This window comes from Heyndrickxia camelliae, from assembly GCF_002844575.1.
In the GTDB taxonomy this organism is placed as follows: domain Bacteria; phylum Bacillota; class Bacilli; order Bacillales; family Bacillaceae_C; genus Margalitia; species Margalitia camelliae.
Genome location: NZ_PIQO01000029.1, coordinates 19472 through 36774, shown reverse-complemented (window position 1 = coordinate 36774; position 17303 = coordinate 19472). Strand labels below are relative to the sequence as shown.

The following is a 17303-nucleotide window of genomic DNA, read 5'->3' as shown; positions in this document are numbered from 1 at the left end:
AATATCTTTTCTCGGTTTTCCATTTTGGTAAAGTTGTACGATCTGTTGTTTGAACTCTTCAGTAAATGTTCGACGTTCTCTTTTGGCCATGTAGATTCTCCTCAAATATATTATCTGTAGTCTACTTGACCTTAAAAATTCTGTCCAACTAAGTGTAGCCTATTCAGACATTTGCTTATTCTTTTTGCCTCCTCTTGTCCTTTTGACACCCTATAAAGGACATTTGCTTTCCCTTTTTGCCCCCACTTGTCCTTTTGGCACCCTGTAAAGGACATTTGCTTATCCTTTTTGCCTCCTCTTGTCCTTTTGGCACCCTATAAAAGACATTTGCTTTCCCTTTTTGTCTCCTCTTGTCCTTTTGGCACCCTATAAAAGACATTTGCTTTCCCTTTTTGTCTCCTCTTGTCCTTTTGGCACCCTATAAAGAACAATGACTTACAGTTTTTACCCCCGCTTGTCCTTTTAACACCCTATAAAGGAAAAGAGGCATTACTCTTTGCTTCCTCCTGTCCTTTTGCTCAACTTACCAGCAATCTACATTCCTGCAAAGGTGTCACCGTAATTGACCATCTAATTCTATCACAACATTGCCATTCGTAAGTCATTCATCTTACTTCACATATAAAAACCCGGTCCTAAAGAGACCAGGTCTTCATTATAATTAAGCTGATGTTGATAGGGTACCATTTTTCATTTCTTTTATTGCTTCTATATGTTTCGATTCATCAAATTCCTTTTCACTTTTTGCAACTACGATAGAAGCAATTCCGTTTCCGATTAGATTGATTATCGCTCGGCCTTCACTCATAAATCGGTCGACACCTAGCAGTAAAGCTAGTCCGGATACCGGGATTAGATGAAGTGCTGATAACGTAGATGCCAACACAATGAATCCACTTCCTGTAACACCAGCAGCACCTTTTGATGTTAGCATCAAGATTAGGATGACCATGATCTGATGCCCAAGGGAAAGATGTACACCGAATACTTGTGATAAGAATACTGTTGCCATTACAAGGTAAATACATGTTCCATCAAGATTAAAGGAGTAACCAGTTGGAATAACTAGACCTACAACAGATTTAGAGCATCCGAACTTTTCCATTTTATCCATTATTCTTGGAAGTACCGATTCTGAAGAACTTGTTCCTAAAACGATTAGAAGTTCATCTTTAATATATCGTAAATAATTCCATAAGCTGAAGCCATATTTTCTACAAATTAAGTTCAAAACAACAAAGACAAAGATGATCATCGTCAGGTAAACGGAGATCATAAGCTTTCCAAGCGGCACTAAAGATGCAAGTCCAAAATTACCAATAGTATAGGCCATTGCACCAAATGCCCCAATAGGAGCAGCCTTCATGATATAACCAATCACCTTGAAAAATACTTGTGATAATTTATCTAAAAAATCGATAACAATTTTTCCTTTTTCCCCTAAAGCTGCTAAACCAAATCCAAATAATAAAGAGAAAAATAACACCTGTAAAATATCCCCATCTGCAAATGCAGCAACCATACTAGAAGGGACAATATGAGTTAAATAATCTACCCAATTTAATTTAGCACCGTCACCTGTAAATTGCGAAATATCACCTTTTGGCAAATGACTGAAATCTAAACCAGCACCTGGTTTAATCACATTAACAATGATAAGACCGACAATTAGCGCAAAAGTGGTAACGATTTCAAAGTATATAATCGCTTTACCGCCAACTTTACCGACCTTTTTCATATCCCCCATTTTTGCAATGCCAAGCACAATTGTCAGAAATATTATTGGTGCAATTAGCATTTTTACTGCATTGATGAATGTATCACCAAGGGGCTTCATATGTTTCCCTGCTTCCGGCCATATCAAGCCAACAAGAACCCCAATCACAATAGCGGTTAAAACTTGAACCGTTAAATTTTTATATATTTTCAACGTTCTCATCCCCTTTTCACGAAAATTCTTACTAACGGAATGGTAACGCTTTCTTTTCAAATCTTGAAGTTTATGGTCATATCGGACATTTTGGTCTTTTTGGTCTTGAATTTATTCTTTACTCTCCATAATATAACGATTAATAGGTCTGCCCACACTTCCATATTGAACAGCCAAACGAATCTTACCCTTCTTCTCCAGATAATCCAAGTATCTTCTGGCAGTTACACGAGCGATTCCTATCGCAGTTGCCACTTCCTCCGCCGATTTAGGATCTGTTTCCTTATGCATATAATCGGTAATTTCATTCAGGGTAAACATATTCAAGCCTTTGGGCAAGGAATCTCTCGTGTCAGAAGATTGATTATTATGTAGTATCGCATCCAATTCCGATTGAGATAACGTTTCCCTATTATCCATGGATAATTTATAAAAACGATAATTTTCCATTGCTCGTTTCAGCCGTTCAAACTTAAAAGGTTTGATAATAAAGTCAACTGCTCCGTTTTGAAGCATAGTATTAATAGTTTCTTTATCCCTTGCGGCGGATACCACAATGACATCAACATTGAATGCTTGTTTCCGAAATTCCTGCAAGGTCTTTACTCCATTTTTCTTTGGCATATAAATATCAAGAATAACTACATCCGGCTGCAATTGTTTTACCAGTTGAATCCCCTCATCCCCATTGCCTGCCTCTCCAATAATATCAAACCCTTTGACTTTCTTGATAAAATTCTTATTCACTTCACGAACCATCGGATCATCGTCTATAATAATAGCCTTAATGCGTTTTTCAACCATTTGCTTCAACTCCTGGATTCATTGGAAATATAATAGTAAAGGAAGTACCTTCCCCAACGTGCGAATCTACATCTATATCCCCGTTTCCTTTCATTACAATCTGTTTAACTAAATATAATCCATAACCAGTTCCTTTTTGCTTGTTTTTCGTAAACCCTTTATCGAAAATAAACGCGACATCCTCATATCTAATACCACAACCATTGTCTTCAATCATAATGGCGCAAGTTTCCTCATTTTGTTCAATGCTTATGTCAATGACCCTATCCTCTACTTCAATAGATTCATAGGATTCAAAGGCATTCTCAATTAAATTACCAAGTAATACAACTATATCATTCTGATCCATTTGCGCTGGAAACTGTGAAAGAGAACTATTAGGATCCACTCTAACTTCAATCCCTAACTCCTTCCCTCTCCTAATCTTACTAAGCAGAAGACCTGCTAAAGCATCGTTTCGAATCATTTCCTTAATTGATTTTGAAGTATTTCCCTGCTGTTCCGAAGTTGTAAAAGCAAGGTTAAGAGCCTGTTCTGATTTTCCGAGTTGAATGAGTCCAGCGATCGTATGTAAATTATTCATATACTCGTGATTTTGAACTCGGAGTGCTTCCACAAAATTTTTCACCCCAGTTAGCTCTTCCGCCATCTTCACAACTTCCGTTCTATCTTGGCATATCGCTACTGCTCCGACAACTGTTTGATCAATAAGTACCGGAATTCTGCTGCTTAAGATTGTTTTACCGCCAACAATGATGGTTTCGTTATATACTGCCTTATTATGTTCCACAATTTCCGGCAATCTTGTATCCTCTAATACAGATCGAATGGGTTTGCCAATGACCTCCCCTTTAACGGAAAAAATCCCCTTTGCTTTTTCATTAAAAATAGTAATGATTTCATGTGAATCAATTGCTATAACACCTTCATTCATAGCGTGAAAGGTAGCCGTTCTTTCCTCAAGAATTCTGGCAATTTGATGTGGCTCCAGCTGAAACATTTGCTTTTTTATATGTCTAGCAAGTAAAAACGATCCTATTAATCCGGCTGAAAGTGTTAAACTTAAAATAATAACCATTTCATTCTTTAAATTAGCGGAAATATCCCAAAAGCTTGGAATCCTATGTCCGACAAGCACCACACCAATTTGATTCAAATTATCATCCTTAATCGGAAAGAAAGCTCTAGTGAACGTACCTAGCTCCCCTCTCGCCTTGGAAAAATAATTGTGCTCTGCAAATGCAGCATCCTCATCTTTGCCTAGAGATGGAGTCCCTAATAAGGATTGGACAGGATGAGAATACCTAATTCGTTCCATGTTCATTACCACAATATAATCTTCATCATTGATTAAGCGAATTTGTTCTATTAAATGGTTTATCTTCGTCCACCCATTTGGTGATTGGATAGCTTTTTTTACATCTGAAAGCTCTGCTACTGTTCTCGCAGTATTCATTGCTGCTGTATTAATTTCTTGTTCCTTGGTTGATTGAATATTCACAACAAGAAGAATTCCGCCAATAAGCAGGGAAAAAATTACGACACAATAGGAAAGAATCGTGATTTTCCATCGTATAGGCAACTGTTTTACACTCAAATAGGTATCCTCCTGGAAAGGCCATATTCATCTTTACGAATAACTAGATTTACTATTATCCTAAATAATAGGGTATAAATATACATCTTTCATTTTACACCAATGGTACGAAAGAAGGACAAATATGAAAAAATCAATTCTTTTAACAATTATCATACTACTGATAATTGTGATCGGTATAACAGTTTCACCAAAACTATTACATTCTCACAAACTTGTCCATGACTATGAACAACAGGGACTAAAAAACCAGATAGTATTAAAGTTTAGTCATGTTGTTGCAGAGAACACACCAAAAGGACTCGCAGCGAAAAAGTTTGCTGAACTAGTCTATAAAAAATCAAATGGCAAAATTAGAGTGGAAGTGTTTCCAAATGGTATGCTTTATTCCGATATTGAAGAAATCAATGCCTTAAAAGAAAATAAGGTGCAAATTATTGCTCCTTCCACTTCCAAGCTTGGGTCAGTTTCAGAAAAATGGGGTATATTCGATCTACCATTTGCTTTTCCATCCTACCAGGCTGTTCAAGAAGGATTGAATGGCAAAATAGGTCAAGAGCTATTGCAATCTTTAGAAAAAGACGACCTAAAGGGGCTTGCATACTGGATAAATGGATTTAAACAAATCACTTCCAATAAAGGCCCGATTCGGACGCCAGCAGATATAAAGGGGCAAACTTTTCGAATTATGCAAAGCAAAGTGCTGGCTGCACAATTTAACCAATTAGATGCACACCCCATTCAGCAATCCTTTGATATTACTTTTCAATCTCTTGACAGCAAAAAAGTGGATGGTGAGGAAAACACCTTATCCAATATATACTCAAAGAAATTTTATAACTTACAAAAGTATTTAACAATTAGCAATCACGGTTACCTCGGTTATGTAGTTCTTATGAATAAATCTTTTTGGAATAAGCAAACAGATTATACTAAGCGAATATTATCAGAGGCAATAGAAGAGGTGACAAACTGGAACCAACAGGAAGCCCATCAGATGAATGAAAAGCAATTAGAACTTATTAAAAAGAACTCCTCCATTAACATACATGTATTAACAGATGCAGAGAAAAAAGAATGGGTAAAAAAACTAGATCCATTATATGATAAGCTCGCTCCTACCATTGGATATAACTTAATAGATGAAATCAAAAAGCTGCGCAAAAAATATGAAAATACGAAATAAAAGCAGTCGAAAGACTTCGTTAAAAATTCCGTAAACATTTCTAATCTAATTATAATCTTTCTTTCATTATAATCTAGTAAACCTCCCGTAAGATATAATTGTTGCAAGGACAAGCAGCATCCCCCCCTTTTTATTATATCTTAATTTTAAAGCCGGCCGAATTGCCGGTTTTTTTATTGTTTGAATGACTAAAGAATGCGGAATTTATCCTATAAAAACAGCAAAAGACGCCTGAATTCGTCAGACGTCTTTTCTTACGTTTTGCGGCGAAGTGCCGTATGACCACATTCATACGTTAGCCTAATGCCATGCCTTCGACTTACACAAATAGCTCATCGCTATACAACTATAACATGATTGTGATAATTACACAAGGAAATTATAATTTTGCTGCTTTTTGGGATTCTTGTCCAAATGACTGCTGTTTTTTTATCATTGGAATAATCACAGCTACCGCGATTCCAATAACCGCTACAGGCACTACATACCAAATAGTCAGTGGCGGTGTAATCAAAATTCCAGATACATGTATATAGTATAAACTTAGAAAATAGAATACACTACCTAATAAACCGGAAAGCCATGTTGGTTTCTTTACGATTAAATATAAAAGCGGAATAAAAATTAATGTGATAGGAACATAGGATGTCGGATAATGAACAGCATAGAAAACTGTTTTCCCAATAAATCTGCATATAATATAGAGAACCGCTGCCGCTAAAGGGATGCTGCGATCTTTAAATAACCGTATGACTACAAGGGTCAGTAACGATACAACTAATACAGAATACGTCGGGTATATCCATTGCGGTACGCCGCCAAATATTTGTGATGCCGGATCCTTAATCAAAACCAATATTTCCTTTGATGCGATGGAATGACCATGAATGTATTGATCATATGATATGGCACCATTTTCTTGTTGCATGTTAGGAAAAACAAGGCATTCAAATAAAAACATAGCAAACCAAGTATGGAGTGACTTCCATGTAGGCTTATCATTATGTGTATAAAGATAATAAGCTCTCCACGCCCCTACTATCATAATGCCGGTGCCGATATAATAAATGAAATGAGTAGGACTCCATGTTGTTAAATCAATCCCAAATTTAATATGATAGCTGAAATCTAATGGAATCCCGATGAGAAAAATCACATAACCAATGGTGGTGACATTTCTCGAAAAATGATCCATATATTTTGGTCCAATCCACTCAAAGATTAATAATATCGCTCCTAAAGCAAATCCTGTAAAATTTAGTATATGTGGGAGAGAGTACTTTTCAAATAAATATCTGAAATGATAAGACGCATCCCAGGCAGATCCAGCAAATTTTAACAAAAAGGCAAGCACCCATAATCGATAAAATTTCAAATCTATCAACCTCACTTTCTTTTAGAAAATGATAAATGCATCGATTTTACCCTAGTAAATCCCATGCACTTCCAAAAGTAATGACTAAAATACAGCTTACTAATAGTGCTATAGCAAAGTTAATGGCAGTTTTTCGGGTTGTTTTTACCTTAAATAATTGATAGACAAATATAGCACCCGATATAACCAAATAAATGTCACAAATAATAATCAACCACAATTCATAGATGTTTTCAGTATGCGGTTCTGCCGTCACATGCCCCAAAATAAATGGAAAGTTAGGTAGCAAGACAAACCATCTCCTCCAATATATTCCTGTAAGTTAAAAAGCCATTTCTAATATACCATATAAATATTAAAAAGAAATGAAAAATACCATAAATACTTTCCGTTTTTCCTTTATTATGGAACTTTCTATTACCAATCAAGATTAAGATCTTCCAAGAAGTTTTTCAAGGCATGTTTGTTGGAAAAAAATCTATGATACAGTATACTGACAAAAAATTGCCTACGGAGGAAACATACGATGCAATTCCAAACTGTTGAAAAATGGGATGAATTACTATGGAACCAAGCCGAAAAAATTTATGAGGATGCCTTTCCTGCACACAGCCGCAAAAAACGTACAATGATCCAACGCATGTTTGAAAAAAGGATTTGCTTTCTTCATATTGCCTATTTAGAAAATGATATGGTTGCAATGGCGTTATCGGGAAAAAACGATAATCCTGATATACTTATTCTTGATTACTTAGCAGTAAAAAGAAATTACCAGCATCATGGAATCGGCAGTAAATTTGTAGAATACATAAAAAATTGGGCTCAGAATTACAAAAAATATTCACTCATCATAGTAGAAGTGGAAGCAGATAAGGATCTTGTAAATGAAAAGCGGATTGAATTTTGGTCAAAATGCGGTTTTCAGCTTACTGATTATGTACACTCTTATTTTTGGGTTCCCGAAAAATATAAGGCAATGTACTATTCCTTGAAATCAACTCATTCCCCTACTGGCCAAGAACTCTTTTTATATATTACGGAATTTCATAAAAAAGGGTATCGAGGGACATAAAACCACATCGAGATTCATACTATGAGGAGGGCGTATTTATTGCAAAATAGGAGATAATTCGTATATTTATAATGTGAGGAGGGTGAGGAATGAAACAATTTCAAATTACTAGAACCATGTTATTAAAATTTATCCAAACTGTAGACGAAAAATTGGTGGATGTGCAGCCAATAGGATTTAATAATACGCTTCGCTGGCATATTGGGCATGTGCTGGTTTCCGCAGAAGCATTTATGTTCGGCTATCCAAAAATGTCTAAGAACTTGCCGGATAAATATAATGAGTTATTTGCCATTGGAACTAAGCCATCAGATTGGAAAGGCGACGTACCTTCCCTGGAACAATTAATGCACGATCTTGAGGAACAATCCTCTCGAATTCAGGCACTTTCGGATGATTTTTTTGCTAAGGAACTTCCGTTCAAGTTTCCATTTGGGAATATTGAAACATTTGACGATTTATTCGCTTTTATGAACCATCATGAAGCTGACCATTTAGGTCAAATGAGAACAATGAATAAAATAGTTCATGGATAAAGCTTTAAGAACTGCCGCATTCCGCCATGCTGGCAGTCTTTTATCCCATTGATTCGATACCATTTATAGTGCTCAATAATAAGCTCGAATCTTTTCATTTTTCCTTTACTTGCTTTTTATTTCCGCAAAGTAACTTTTGTATCTTTGTAAAGTAATATACCTAAACTATCCACCCTCAATAAAGCAAGCAAAATCTCACTATATCTACGTTTTTCTTAGATTTCCATAGTACCCATGTGGTGAATGTTACGAGGTTGACCTCTTACTTATTTTTTACTTTGTTAAGTTATAGCTTTTTCTAATCAGGTCGTGTATAACTTCATCTGGTATAGTACCATCTAGAATAATGGAATTCCAATGATCTTTATTAAGATGGAAGGCAGGAACTATTGAGGGGTAATTCTGACGATAGAAATCCAACCAGTCATTTTCACACTTCAGGTTAATCCAAATATAATCCTCCCTTTTGAAAATCCACGCAAAGACTTTTTTGTTTTCTTTATGTCGTATTAATGTCCAATTCTTATCCCTAAACGGATAATCTTCATAAGTGTTTTTCCATTTCAAGCAATAACGAATTGCTTCCTCTCTAGTTTTCACTTTTTCACTCCTTTCAAATAGGCTCTATGCATTCCTTTCAAATTAATCCTTTACTGCTTTAGTTGGTACAAATATATTAATCTAACCATAAGATAAATTCTCAATATATCTCAACAATTTTGCCTATTGGAGACAATGATATTTTCACAAATCTGCCTGGTTTAGCGTAAGTTCAATTTTTAACAATTTATAATGTAGTTGGTCTATTTCATTTTACTGTTTTTGTCAATGAAAAAGAACTCTATATAAGAGTCCCAAGTTTCACTAATTGATTTTTATTACTGATCTTTTTGATTCTTATCCAATATAAGTTGAAAACCATAATTTAATAAGGAATATGGAAAAGCAGTTAAAAATAAGTGAATGGATTTAAATTTCTTCAACTTATATATCTGTAATGCTTGAAATAGCTTGTTTAACGGATAGGCTAGTAAAAAATCCATGAATAAGTTTAAGCATGTATATAGCCAAAACTTTCCATACGTTAAATGAAAAATCCATAGGTTTCCGACAATAAAAGGACCAAAAACAAACGCTAATGCACATTTTACAAAAGCCTTGGCACCCCCCTTTACTTTCCACCACTTATAAGACAAACCTAATAATGATTCCACCAGAAGAATAGACGTGGAGAATAAAGATACAGGAATAAACTTAAAAAAAGATTTTTTGGGAAGAAAGAATAAGGTAGACCACGATAGTATAACTAAGGCAACTCTAATAAACAGAGACAGCAATTTTTTCACCCTTAAGTTTTTTCTTAGTTTGTCACGTTATTAGTAATTTATGTATAGCGATATTTGTTTAGGGGTGCCTTAGCATATGGGATATTTTAACAAAGATATTCTTGCCTTTTATTCTTTATTCCAATCTCTGGAAAGCATACTATAAGTTACTAAATCTTCATAATGGTCATAAAGCCATTGTCCATCCCTTTTAATTCCTTCCTTAACAAATCCCAATCTTTCCGGGATTGCAATGCTTCTATAGTTATGAACAGCACATTGAATTTCTGCCCTGTTTATCTTCAATGTATCAAAAAGATAATTTAACAAAGCAGATACAGTTCTAGTAACAATACCATGCCCTTGTGAATCTTCCGCTATGAAGTAACCAATGCTTGTTGAACTATTTTGCCAATCAATATAATGAAGTGCAATCATTCCTACTAATTTTCCTTTATATCTAATCCCCGCATCAAAACCATTATTATCTGCATAATTTTTGATCCACATTGGGATAATAGCTTCAAAATCTTCTGCAGCTGTTCGTTTATCCACCCACAATAACCATTTTCTAAGATAAGAACGATTTGTATCGATCAACTGGAATAATTCTTCTTTATGATGCTGCTGAAGCAATTCAATGCTTATATCTTTGTCTACTTTGTAAGAAAACATATCAGATATCCCCCTCTGATTTCTACTGACAGATTATATCGAATATTTAATATAAGTATTTTACCATTATATAGAACTACATTATGAAAAATAAATTACTTTTTTTATGAATCCAAAGGAAAAAGTGAATGAATTTTAGAGGATTGACAAAAATGTAAAGAGAGGAGGTAGTGAAAAATGAGGGATGTTACAGCTCTAATCATTAAATTTGTAACATGTTTGATTGCTTACGCTGTAGGATTAGATTTGTTTTTTAATGCAGCATGGACAGATGTCGTTTCCTTTAGTGTTCTAACCACTATTGTCTCTTATCTTATGGATAGGATTATGTTATCAAGGATTGGCAATAGGAATTCACTTATTGCTGATTTCCTTCTATCATATCTGGTTGTTTGGATATTCGGCAGTGTACTTCTGAACAGTTACATGCAAATTGCATGGGGCAGTGTTATTTCCGCTGTCATCATCACAGTAGGAGAGTTTTTTGTTCACAAGCTAATTGTCAATACCAGACATGAAGATGAAGGAAACCACGATCGAGGTAGAGCTCCAAATAGACTTGCTTACGGTATGGAAATGTCTGAGGAGAATGATCCACCTAAGACAAAATGATGCAGAAAAAAATAGGTCATTACAAAGACCTATTTTTTTCTGTAAACCAATAAAATCATCTATCCTTTTTATATGTTATCCAAGTTGGAGATGGAGAAAATGGGAATGTTTTCAGAACTTCAAGCGAATATGGATCTGTCGTGTCCATCTCCCCCAATACATATTTATATCCACTCTTTTTTGCATATTTTATTTGTAAAGCAGTTAATAACGAAATCCATTTCATGTTTTTCTTATCTTTAACACCTCTCCAGCCAAACTCCAAACTATCAGGATTTTCTCCTATATGTAGCAATGCAAATCCTAAAATATCATCATTTTCTGTAAAAATGTAACTGCCATTCAAAAGAGTATCCTCATCAAAGACTGCCTTCTCCCACTCCTTTAAATTTGCTTGAGGGGGATTTACTTCATGTGTCTTCTCATAAGTCTCTTTTACTAATAAAATTAACTTTTTTTGCATGTCTTGATCATTTAACACTTCCCTTAAACTTGTTACAATCATGTCATTTGAATGAAAGTTGTCAATCAACGCCTCATTTAAATCATGTATTGTCGATAAATATAAAGTTGGCATATAGGTTCTTCTTATTTCTGTGAAATCATAGTTATGTAAAAACGTTTTGAGCGAAAAATTGGTTTCCCATATTGACGTTTGAAGAGGTAAATTAATCGATAGTTTCTCTATGCTTTTTAATAGCTCAAATTCTATGTTTTCGCCACGGTAAAATGGATGAACTACTAATGAAAAATACAAACTTTTAGGGTGAAAACGAGTTTTCCAAGCCGCCACCATTCCAATTAGTTCTGAATTATTTTTTGCAAGGAAAGTGCCCATGTTTAAAGAACTCTTCCATCCCCTTTTAAAATATGCTTGGGAATCTTCATCAGTTCCATAGCAAAGAAAAAGCAAATGATTGATATTTTCCTCATCCTTTACATCGTATGGGGTTATCGTTACGTTCATAAAATCCCTTCTATTTCACGATTTTTAATTCGATCTTACAGGAGAAATAAGATAGTAGTATGAAGAATTTCCAACAGGCTCTATTAGAACCGGTCTCATATGGCCATTAAAATACATAATAACATTATCTTCCTTTATTACTTTTAACGCACTCACTAAAAAATCTCCATTCAAAGTAATTTTAAATTCTGGGTCACCGTCTACCTTTAAAACAGGTTGTGTTTCCCGTATCTTCCCCACTTCCGTAGCAGCAGAAGAAATAATTAACTCTATTCCACCTTGCATCTCTATATGGACATTATTATTTTTCCATTCACTTGCAAAAAGGCACGCACGGTCGATTCCTTTTAAAAAGCGGTTTTTGTTTAAAGTAATAGAAGTTTTACATTGTTGTGATAGTAGTCCGTCAATATTAGGATATATCCCACCTATTAATCTAGAAAAAAGTGAGACATTGTTTGCCTTAAAACCGATATGGTTTTCTGTAATGAAAATATGAATATCCTCTGTTTCATTATTCAGTAACTTAATAAGTTCATGTAATGTTTTACTTGGTACGATTACATTGTTGTTAATCTCACATACTAAGGGAATCTTTTTAAATGCTAATCGATGAGAATTGGTTGCAGCAATTGAAAGATACTTTTCCCTAAATGTCATACATACTCCTGATAATACAGGATGATAATCATTAGCGGATGCGGCAAATACAGTTTGTTTAATCATTTCAACTAAATCTAACCATCCAACCTTACAATAATCTGCTCCCATCATATTGGGTAAATGAGGATATTCCTCTGCATGAAAACCATTAAAGTTTACTACAACATCATCTGAAGCTAACGTAACAGAAGACTCATTTTTAACTCTTAAACGGATATCTCCGGACAATTTCTTCACTATTTCACTTAAATATTTTGCTGAAATAACAACACTGCCGGTTTCAATAATATCCAATACTTTTACTCCGTCAGCGAAGCTAGGAATAGTTTTTTCAATAAATATGTCCGAATTACTTCCAACTATCACTAAACCATTTTCAATAACAACTAATTTTATACCAGTTAAAACTGGCATGGATGATTTAAAAGATATAGCCCTACAAACATCTGACACGGCCTTTGCAAAACAATCCTTTTTGATAACCATTTCCATAAAGTAAAACACTACTAAAATTCCATTAAGGTATTCATTTCGACAAAAATATTGAAATACCTTTCTATATATGTGTACATCTTCTGACTCTGATTTTTGAATCTAGTAAATCCGTTAGGAGGCAATACCTTAGCTCTTTATGGAAGTTCTTTAGTTCTTAAACCTCGATTTTTAAAATTAGATACATCTATCTTTTGGTACCTGCTGTAGAATTGTTTAGTATTCTTTGAATTTATCCTCTTTTTATGCTCTATGAAATAGTAGAATTGAATCATTGTACTTCTTTTTCTAAAAATAAAGGAATTGTCTGCAATCAGAAGGAAATATGCCATTTTATCCTACCTAACGGAACTGTAGTCCGCCATTTTCAAAATTTGCGACTCAAAAATAGTCATTAACACATATCCAGTCCTTTGAATATAGTAAGGAATATATTTATTTGGGGTGAGTATCTTATGAAAATACATGTTGTGCAAAGCGGTGACACGCTTTGGCGAATCTCCCAAAATTACGGTACTTCCATCCAACAAATTATTGCTGCCAATGGGTTGGATGATGCGAATAGGCTCGTGTTAGGGGAAGCATTAGTGATTCCCAATCCATATCAGCAATATGTAGTTCAGCATGGAGATAGTCTATGGCAAATCGCAAATCGTTTTGGAGTATCCATTCAGGAGATTGCGGATGCCAACCAGTTAACGGCTACTTCTTTAATCTATATTGGGCAAATGCTTACAATTCCTGTAATCTATCATATTGTTCAACCAGGGGAAACATTGTGGGCCATTGCTAACAAGTATGGATCCACAATATCGGCTATTGTTCAAGCGAACCAAATCCAAGATCCTGAAAGACTATTTGTCGGACAAAGACTAAGAATACCTGAAACACCTAAGCCTACTATCGAAGTCAATACCTATGTCACAGCTACAGGTCAAGCTGGTGCAAATACCGTAACTCCTCTCACACCTTATTTTACCTACGTATCTCCATTTAGTCATAACGTGAACGAAGATGGCAGCATTACTTCTTTGAATGATGATAAGATTATCAGTACTGCTAGAAACAGAGGTGTTTCACCATTACTTGTTCTGACAAACTTTGTAGATAGCAAATTTGACTCTGACCGAGCTGCATTAATCTTAAGAAATCCTAACTTGCAGAATACGCTAATTAACAATATCCTTACAATGATTAGACAAAAAGGGTATCAAGGTTTGAATATTGATTTTGAGTATATATATCCTGAAGACAAGGAAAACTACAATAATTTCCTTCGTAAAGTGGTAGAACAACTGCACCCAGAAGGATATTCCGTTTCTACTGCATTAGCTCCAAAAGTCAGGGAGGATCAAGAAGGGTTATTATATGAGGCACATGATTATGCAGCACATGGTAAAATTGTCGACTTTGTCATGCTTATGACGTATGAATGGGGATGGGCCGGCGGCAAACCTTGGGCCATTGCTCCAATTAATGAAGTAAGAAAGGTCTTAGATTATGCAGTAACTGCTATACCTCGAGAAAAGATTCTTATGGGAGTTCCTTTATATGGTCGAGATTGGAAAATCCCTTGGGTGCAAGGAACCTTCGCGAAAACAGTCAGCTCAAAAGAAGCCGTAAATCTAGCAAAAAAATATGGAGCTGCTATTAGCTATAATACCACCTATCAGTCACCATTTTTCCGCTATACAGATACATCTCGACAGAAACATGAAGTATGGTTTGAAGATGCTAGAAGTATTCAGGCTAAATATGACTTAGTAAAAGAATATAATCTTCTAGGTATCGGCTATTGGGTGCTTGGACCATCCTTCCCGCAAAATTGGCAGGTTCTACAAGCAAACTTTAACATTAGGAAATTGTAAATATCTCTATATAATACAAAGCAAGCCCCGATGAGTTCGAAAGGGGCTTTCAGATGCTTAACTAAACAAAGGGCGAAGCTGATAAATTCCTCTCTCAACAGAAGTTTCAATATATCCTACTATTTGCTCAAATGTAAAAACATGAAGCGGTTGATTTAGAGTTTCTTGATTATATTCCATATCTTCCAACACATATGGAATAAAATTTTTCACCTCTTCCGTTTTTACTTCTCCCAGTTCCAACACTTCATCAGGAATTTGAATTTCCGCTCTTAATTTATTGGTACATCCATAGTATTCTAGCAGCTTTCCATTTAGTAAGCGAAAATCATTATGATATAATTTAAATAGTTCTTTATTATTTTCCAAGCGATTCCTTAACCAAGGCAAGAAAAATCCCTGTAACCAAATATCATCTGCGATTAAATGTGTATAGTATCCTAAAATATAATGTGAATGTTTTAACGAGTTATATTTTATCAGGAAGCTTTCAAAATCAACTCTTCTAGAATATTCATGAACCTCTCCTATAAAAAAATGAGAATGATCCTTTGGTGCTACAGCATCTGGTGCGACACCCCCTAATAAGAATGAAGATTTATTTGAAACGGAAAAATGTTCTGCTATTTTGTTTGCAATGATTAAATGCATAATCCTGGATCCCATTACTACACTCCTTTTTCTATAGCCTATTTTATTTCTATGATTGACTTCCCACAAAATTTACATAACTATTTAATGTAATGTTATCTCTTTTTTTAAATAAGGAAAACCTTTAGAGAAAAAATGATTCAGAATATTTCTAGAATCGTTTTTATAAATAAAAAAATGCATCCCTATTTTTTAGGAATGCTCTTCACTTTCAGCTAAACTTATAAAAATAAAACCATTAAATCTTCATCATAATACACTCCATTCGACTTAAGTGCATTTCGTTCTACACCGTATGTCTCAAATCCTATGGATGAATATAGTTTCTTTGCAGGCAAGTTTTCAGAGACTACGGTTAAATTTATTTGTTCTAAACCATTGGTTTGTTTTACCTTTCTTACTAATTCTTGAAGAAGTAACTTCCCAAGTCCATTCCCTCTGGATTCCGGAGCAACGAACATTCCGAAAATATTTCCTTTATGGGCAGTCTTCATGCTAGTTTCGCGCATATAAGTAACAATCCCAAGTAATACATTTTGATCATCGAATATACCAAGAACAAATTTGTCCACCGTTGGTCGAATTCGTTCCTCTACCATTTTCTGAGTAAAATTTACCTCCCTCTCATAAGTAGATCCAAATGCCTCTGGATTAATTTTAAGTGCCTTTAAACGTAATTCCTGATACTGTAATGCATCTGTTTCCTTCAAAATTCGAATATTCATGGTTCCACCACTCCTCCAATTCTAAACTTTTTAATCTTACGCTTTGTTCGCTAATATATCTCCGGGGTGACAATTGCTTCTAGAATAGTGAACCTAACAGCTTTCGCCTTTCTATTCTTCAAAATGGAGAGATTCGCCATTGTAAATCCCTACCCTCTCAGATATTCTGTTACACTCATTTTCCTTTTGCTATTAAATTAACATGTACAATTCCTCAAACGGTTAAATCATTCTCCGTCTTTATATCGATCGCATTTTGTAAGAGTTTCTGAAGGACCGTTGTAAAGAGAAAGATAACGATGGTTACAAAGCAAATAACCATTCCAATTAATGCAATACCGGGATGTAATGCATTTTGCATTAGCAGAAAAATCATTCCGATTATATATAGACAAAATATGGTTAGTGCACAATTTTTAATTTGACTCAATGATATATTGGTTAAGCTTGAAAATACCTCTTCGCTTTCAATAAACGTCAACAGTTTAATCGCGTGATATAATGCAAGAAAAAAAGGAAGTGCAGTTGCATTTAGGCCTACGAGAATGGGCCATTTTAAATATGCATACTCAGGGTTTGATTCTGCTGAAAAAACTGCTAGTCTTGGCAATCCAAATATACAAGCTGCAACAACGAAAATACCGATTATTAGTACTGCAACTTTTAAGCTTGTAGTAGTTCCACGCTTCATAACACACCTCAATTTTCATTATTTTTTAAATAATACAATACGTTTTATCGGTATTCAATAAATTTCCGTTAAATTTCATTCTTACTTCATCAATGTACGCCACCTATACTATTTCGAATACTAAACTCTAAAGA

Annotated in this window: 17 protein-coding genes and 1 pseudogene; 5 read left to right on the top strand and 13 right to left on the bottom strand. The window is 34.7% G+C overall.

Features of this window, described 5'->3' with window-relative positions:
• Positions 1–661 precede the first annotated feature (661 nt).
• The 3 genes from CWO92_RS22890 to CWO92_RS22880 all read right to left on the bottom strand — a co-directional run bounded on the left by CWO92_RS22890 (position 662) and on the right by CWO92_RS22880 (position 4331).
• Entirely contained in the window at positions 662–1930 is a 1269-nt protein-coding gene (locus tag CWO92_RS22890) for a dicarboxylate/amino acid:cation symporter (protein ID WP_165786757.1), read from the bottom strand.
• A 111-nt stretch (positions 1931–2041) separates the two neighbouring features.
• Positions 2042–2734 (bottom strand): response regulator, encoded by a 693-nt coding sequence (locus CWO92_RS22885; protein ID WP_101356524.1) that lies wholly within the window; start codon positions 2732–2734, stop codon positions 2042–2044.
• On the bottom strand, positions 2727–4331 hold the full coding sequence (locus CWO92_RS22880) for an ATP-binding protein (RefSeq protein WP_101356523.1): 1605 nt from the start codon (positions 4329–4331) through the stop codon (positions 2727–2729). The genes CWO92_RS22885 and CWO92_RS22880 overlap by 8 nt, the downstream gene beginning before the upstream one ends.
• A gap of 124 nt (positions 4332–4455) precedes the next feature.
• On the opposite strand from CWO92_RS22880, the gene CWO92_RS22875 reads away from it, so the two are divergent.
• Positions 4456–5517 carry a TRAP transporter substrate-binding protein gene (locus CWO92_RS22875; protein ID WP_101356522.1) on the top strand — a complete coding sequence of 354 codons (1062 nt, stop codon included), beginning with the start codon at positions 4456–4458 and terminating at the stop codon, positions 5515–5517.
• 379 nt (positions 5518–5896) lie between these two features.
• On the opposite strand, the gene CWO92_RS22870 is transcribed toward CWO92_RS22875, so the two are convergent.
• The gene (locus CWO92_RS22870) at positions 5897–6892 is read right to left on the bottom strand and encodes a hypothetical protein (protein WP_101356521.1); all 996 of its coding nucleotides are present in this window, start codon (positions 6890–6892) and stop codon (positions 5897–5899) included.
• 46 nt (positions 6893–6938) lie between these two features.
• On the bottom strand, positions 6939–7181 hold the full coding sequence (locus CWO92_RS22865; RefSeq protein ID WP_101356520.1) for a hypothetical protein: 243 nt from the start codon (positions 7179–7181) through the stop codon (positions 6939–6941).
• Positions 7182–7418: 237 nt separating this feature from the next.
• Here CWO92_RS22865 and CWO92_RS22860 point away from each other — a divergent pair, with 237 nt between their 5' ends.
• Both CWO92_RS22860 and CWO92_RS22855 read left to right on the top strand, forming a co-directional pair.
• Complete coding sequence (locus CWO92_RS22860) at positions 7419–7964, top strand: GNAT family N-acetyltransferase (RefSeq protein WP_101356519.1); 546 nt, start codon at positions 7419–7421, stop codon at positions 7962–7964.
• Positions 7965–8053: 89 nt separating this feature from the next.
• Positions 8054–8500: a DinB family protein gene (locus CWO92_RS22855; RefSeq protein ID WP_101356518.1), complete on the top strand. Its 447-nt coding sequence runs from the start codon at positions 8054–8056 to the stop codon at positions 8498–8500.
• Positions 8501–8773: 273 nt separating this feature from the next.
• Here CWO92_RS22855 and CWO92_RS22850 read toward each other — a convergent pair whose 3' ends face one another.
• Positions 8774–9100 (bottom strand): MmcQ/YjbR family DNA-binding protein, encoded by a 327-nt coding sequence (locus CWO92_RS22850; protein ID WP_101356517.1) that lies wholly within the window; start codon positions 9098–9100, stop codon positions 8774–8776.
• An 854-nt stretch (positions 9101–9954) separates the two neighbouring features.
• Positions 9955–10500 (bottom strand): GNAT family N-acetyltransferase, encoded by a 546-nt coding sequence (locus CWO92_RS22840; RefSeq protein ID WP_101356515.1) that lies wholly within the window; start codon positions 10498–10500, stop codon positions 9955–9957.
• A gap of 177 nt (positions 10501–10677) precedes the next feature.
• On the opposite strand from CWO92_RS22840, the gene CWO92_RS22835 reads away from it, so the two are divergent.
• Positions 10678–11112, top strand: coding sequence for a YndM family protein (locus tag CWO92_RS22835; protein WP_101356514.1), 435 nt, complete (start codon positions 10678–10680; stop codon positions 11110–11112).
• A 55-nt stretch (positions 11113–11167) separates the two neighbouring features.
• On the opposite strand, the gene CWO92_RS22830 is transcribed toward CWO92_RS22835, so the two are convergent.
• Entirely contained in the window at positions 11168–12079 is a 912-nt protein-coding gene (locus tag CWO92_RS22830) for a GNAT family N-acetyltransferase (protein WP_101356513.1), read from the bottom strand.
• 24 nt (positions 12080–12103) lie between these two features.
• Positions 12104–13234 (bottom strand): DNA polymerase III subunit beta, encoded by a 1131-nt coding sequence (gene dnaN, locus CWO92_RS22825; RefSeq protein WP_101356512.1) that lies wholly within the window; start codon positions 13232–13234, stop codon positions 12104–12106.
• A gap of 455 nt (positions 13235–13689) precedes the next feature.
• Between dnaN and CWO92_RS22820 the strand changes: the two genes are divergently transcribed.
• Positions 13690–15102, top strand: coding sequence for a glycoside hydrolase family 18 protein (locus CWO92_RS22820; RefSeq protein ID WP_101356511.1), 1413 nt, complete (start codon positions 13690–13692; stop codon positions 15100–15102).
• 57 nt (positions 15103–15159) lie between these two features.
• Here the strand turns inward: CWO92_RS22820 and CWO92_RS22815 are convergent, their stop codons facing one another.
• The 4 genes and pseudogenes from CWO92_RS22815 to CWO92_RS22805 all read right to left on the bottom strand — a co-directional run bounded on the left by CWO92_RS22815 (position 15160) and on the right by CWO92_RS22805 (position 17169).
• The gene (locus CWO92_RS22815) at positions 15160–15768 is read right to left on the bottom strand and encodes a zinc dependent phospholipase C family protein (protein ID WP_101356510.1); all 609 of its coding nucleotides are present in this window, start codon (positions 15766–15768) and stop codon (positions 15160–15162) included.
• A gap of 206 nt (positions 15769–15974) precedes the next feature.
• Positions 15975–16478: a GNAT family N-acetyltransferase gene (locus CWO92_RS22810; RefSeq protein ID WP_101356509.1), complete on the bottom strand. Its 504-nt coding sequence runs from the start codon at positions 16476–16478 to the stop codon at positions 15975–15977.
• A gap of 50 nt (positions 16479–16528) precedes the next feature.
• Positions 16529–16657 (bottom strand): annotated as a pseudogene (locus CWO92_RS26620) (helix-turn-helix domain-containing protein).
• Between the two features lie 35 nt (positions 16658–16692).
• Positions 16693–17169, bottom strand: coding sequence for a DUF2975 domain-containing protein (locus tag CWO92_RS22805; RefSeq protein WP_101356508.1), 477 nt, complete (start codon positions 17167–17169; stop codon positions 16693–16695).
• Between the last annotated feature and the right edge of the window lie 134 nt (positions 17170–17303).

Excerpts from the sequence above, each read along its gene's own strand:
- CWO92_RS22840 (WP_101356515.1), bottom strand. The coding sequence starts at position 10,500 with ATGTTTTCTTACAAAGTAGACAAAGATATAAGCATTGAATTGCTTCAG.
- dnaN (WP_101356512.1), bottom strand. The coding sequence starts at position 13,234 with ATGGAAATGGTTATCAAAAAGGATTGTTTTGCAAAGGCCGTGTCAGAT.
- CWO92_RS22830 (WP_101356513.1), bottom strand. The coding sequence starts at position 12,079 with ATGAACGTAACGATAACCCCATACGATGTAAAGGATGAGGAAAATATC.
- CWO92_RS22815 (WP_101356510.1), bottom strand. The coding sequence starts at position 15,768 with ATGGGATCCAGGATTATGCATTTAATCATTGCAAACAAAATAGCAGAA.
- CWO92_RS22835 (WP_101356514.1), top strand. The coding sequence starts at position 10,678 with ATGAGGGATGTTACAGCTCTAATCATTAAATTTGTAACATGTTTGATT.
- CWO92_RS22885 (WP_101356524.1), bottom strand. The coding sequence starts at position 2,734 with ATGGTTGAAAAACGCATTAAGGCTATTATTATAGACGATGATCCGATG.
- CWO92_RS22810 (WP_101356509.1), bottom strand. The coding sequence starts at position 16,478 with ATGAATATTCGAATTTTGAAGGAAACAGATGCATTACAGTATCAGGAA.
- CWO92_RS22875 (WP_101356522.1), top strand. The coding sequence starts at position 4,456 with ATGAAAAAATCAATTCTTTTAACAATTATCATACTACTGATAATTGTG.
- CWO92_RS22855 (WP_101356518.1), top strand. The coding sequence starts at position 8,054 with ATGAAACAATTTCAAATTACTAGAACCATGTTATTAAAATTTATCCAA.
- CWO92_RS22805 (WP_101356508.1), bottom strand. The coding sequence starts at position 17,169 with ATGAAGCGTGGAACTACTACAAGCTTAAAAGTTGCAGTACTAATAATC.
- CWO92_RS22860 (WP_101356519.1), top strand. The coding sequence starts at position 7,419 with ATGCAATTCCAAACTGTTGAAAAATGGGATGAATTACTATGGAACCAA.
- CWO92_RS22820 (WP_101356511.1), top strand. The coding sequence starts at position 13,690 with ATGAAAATACATGTTGTGCAAAGCGGTGACACGCTTTGGCGAATCTCC.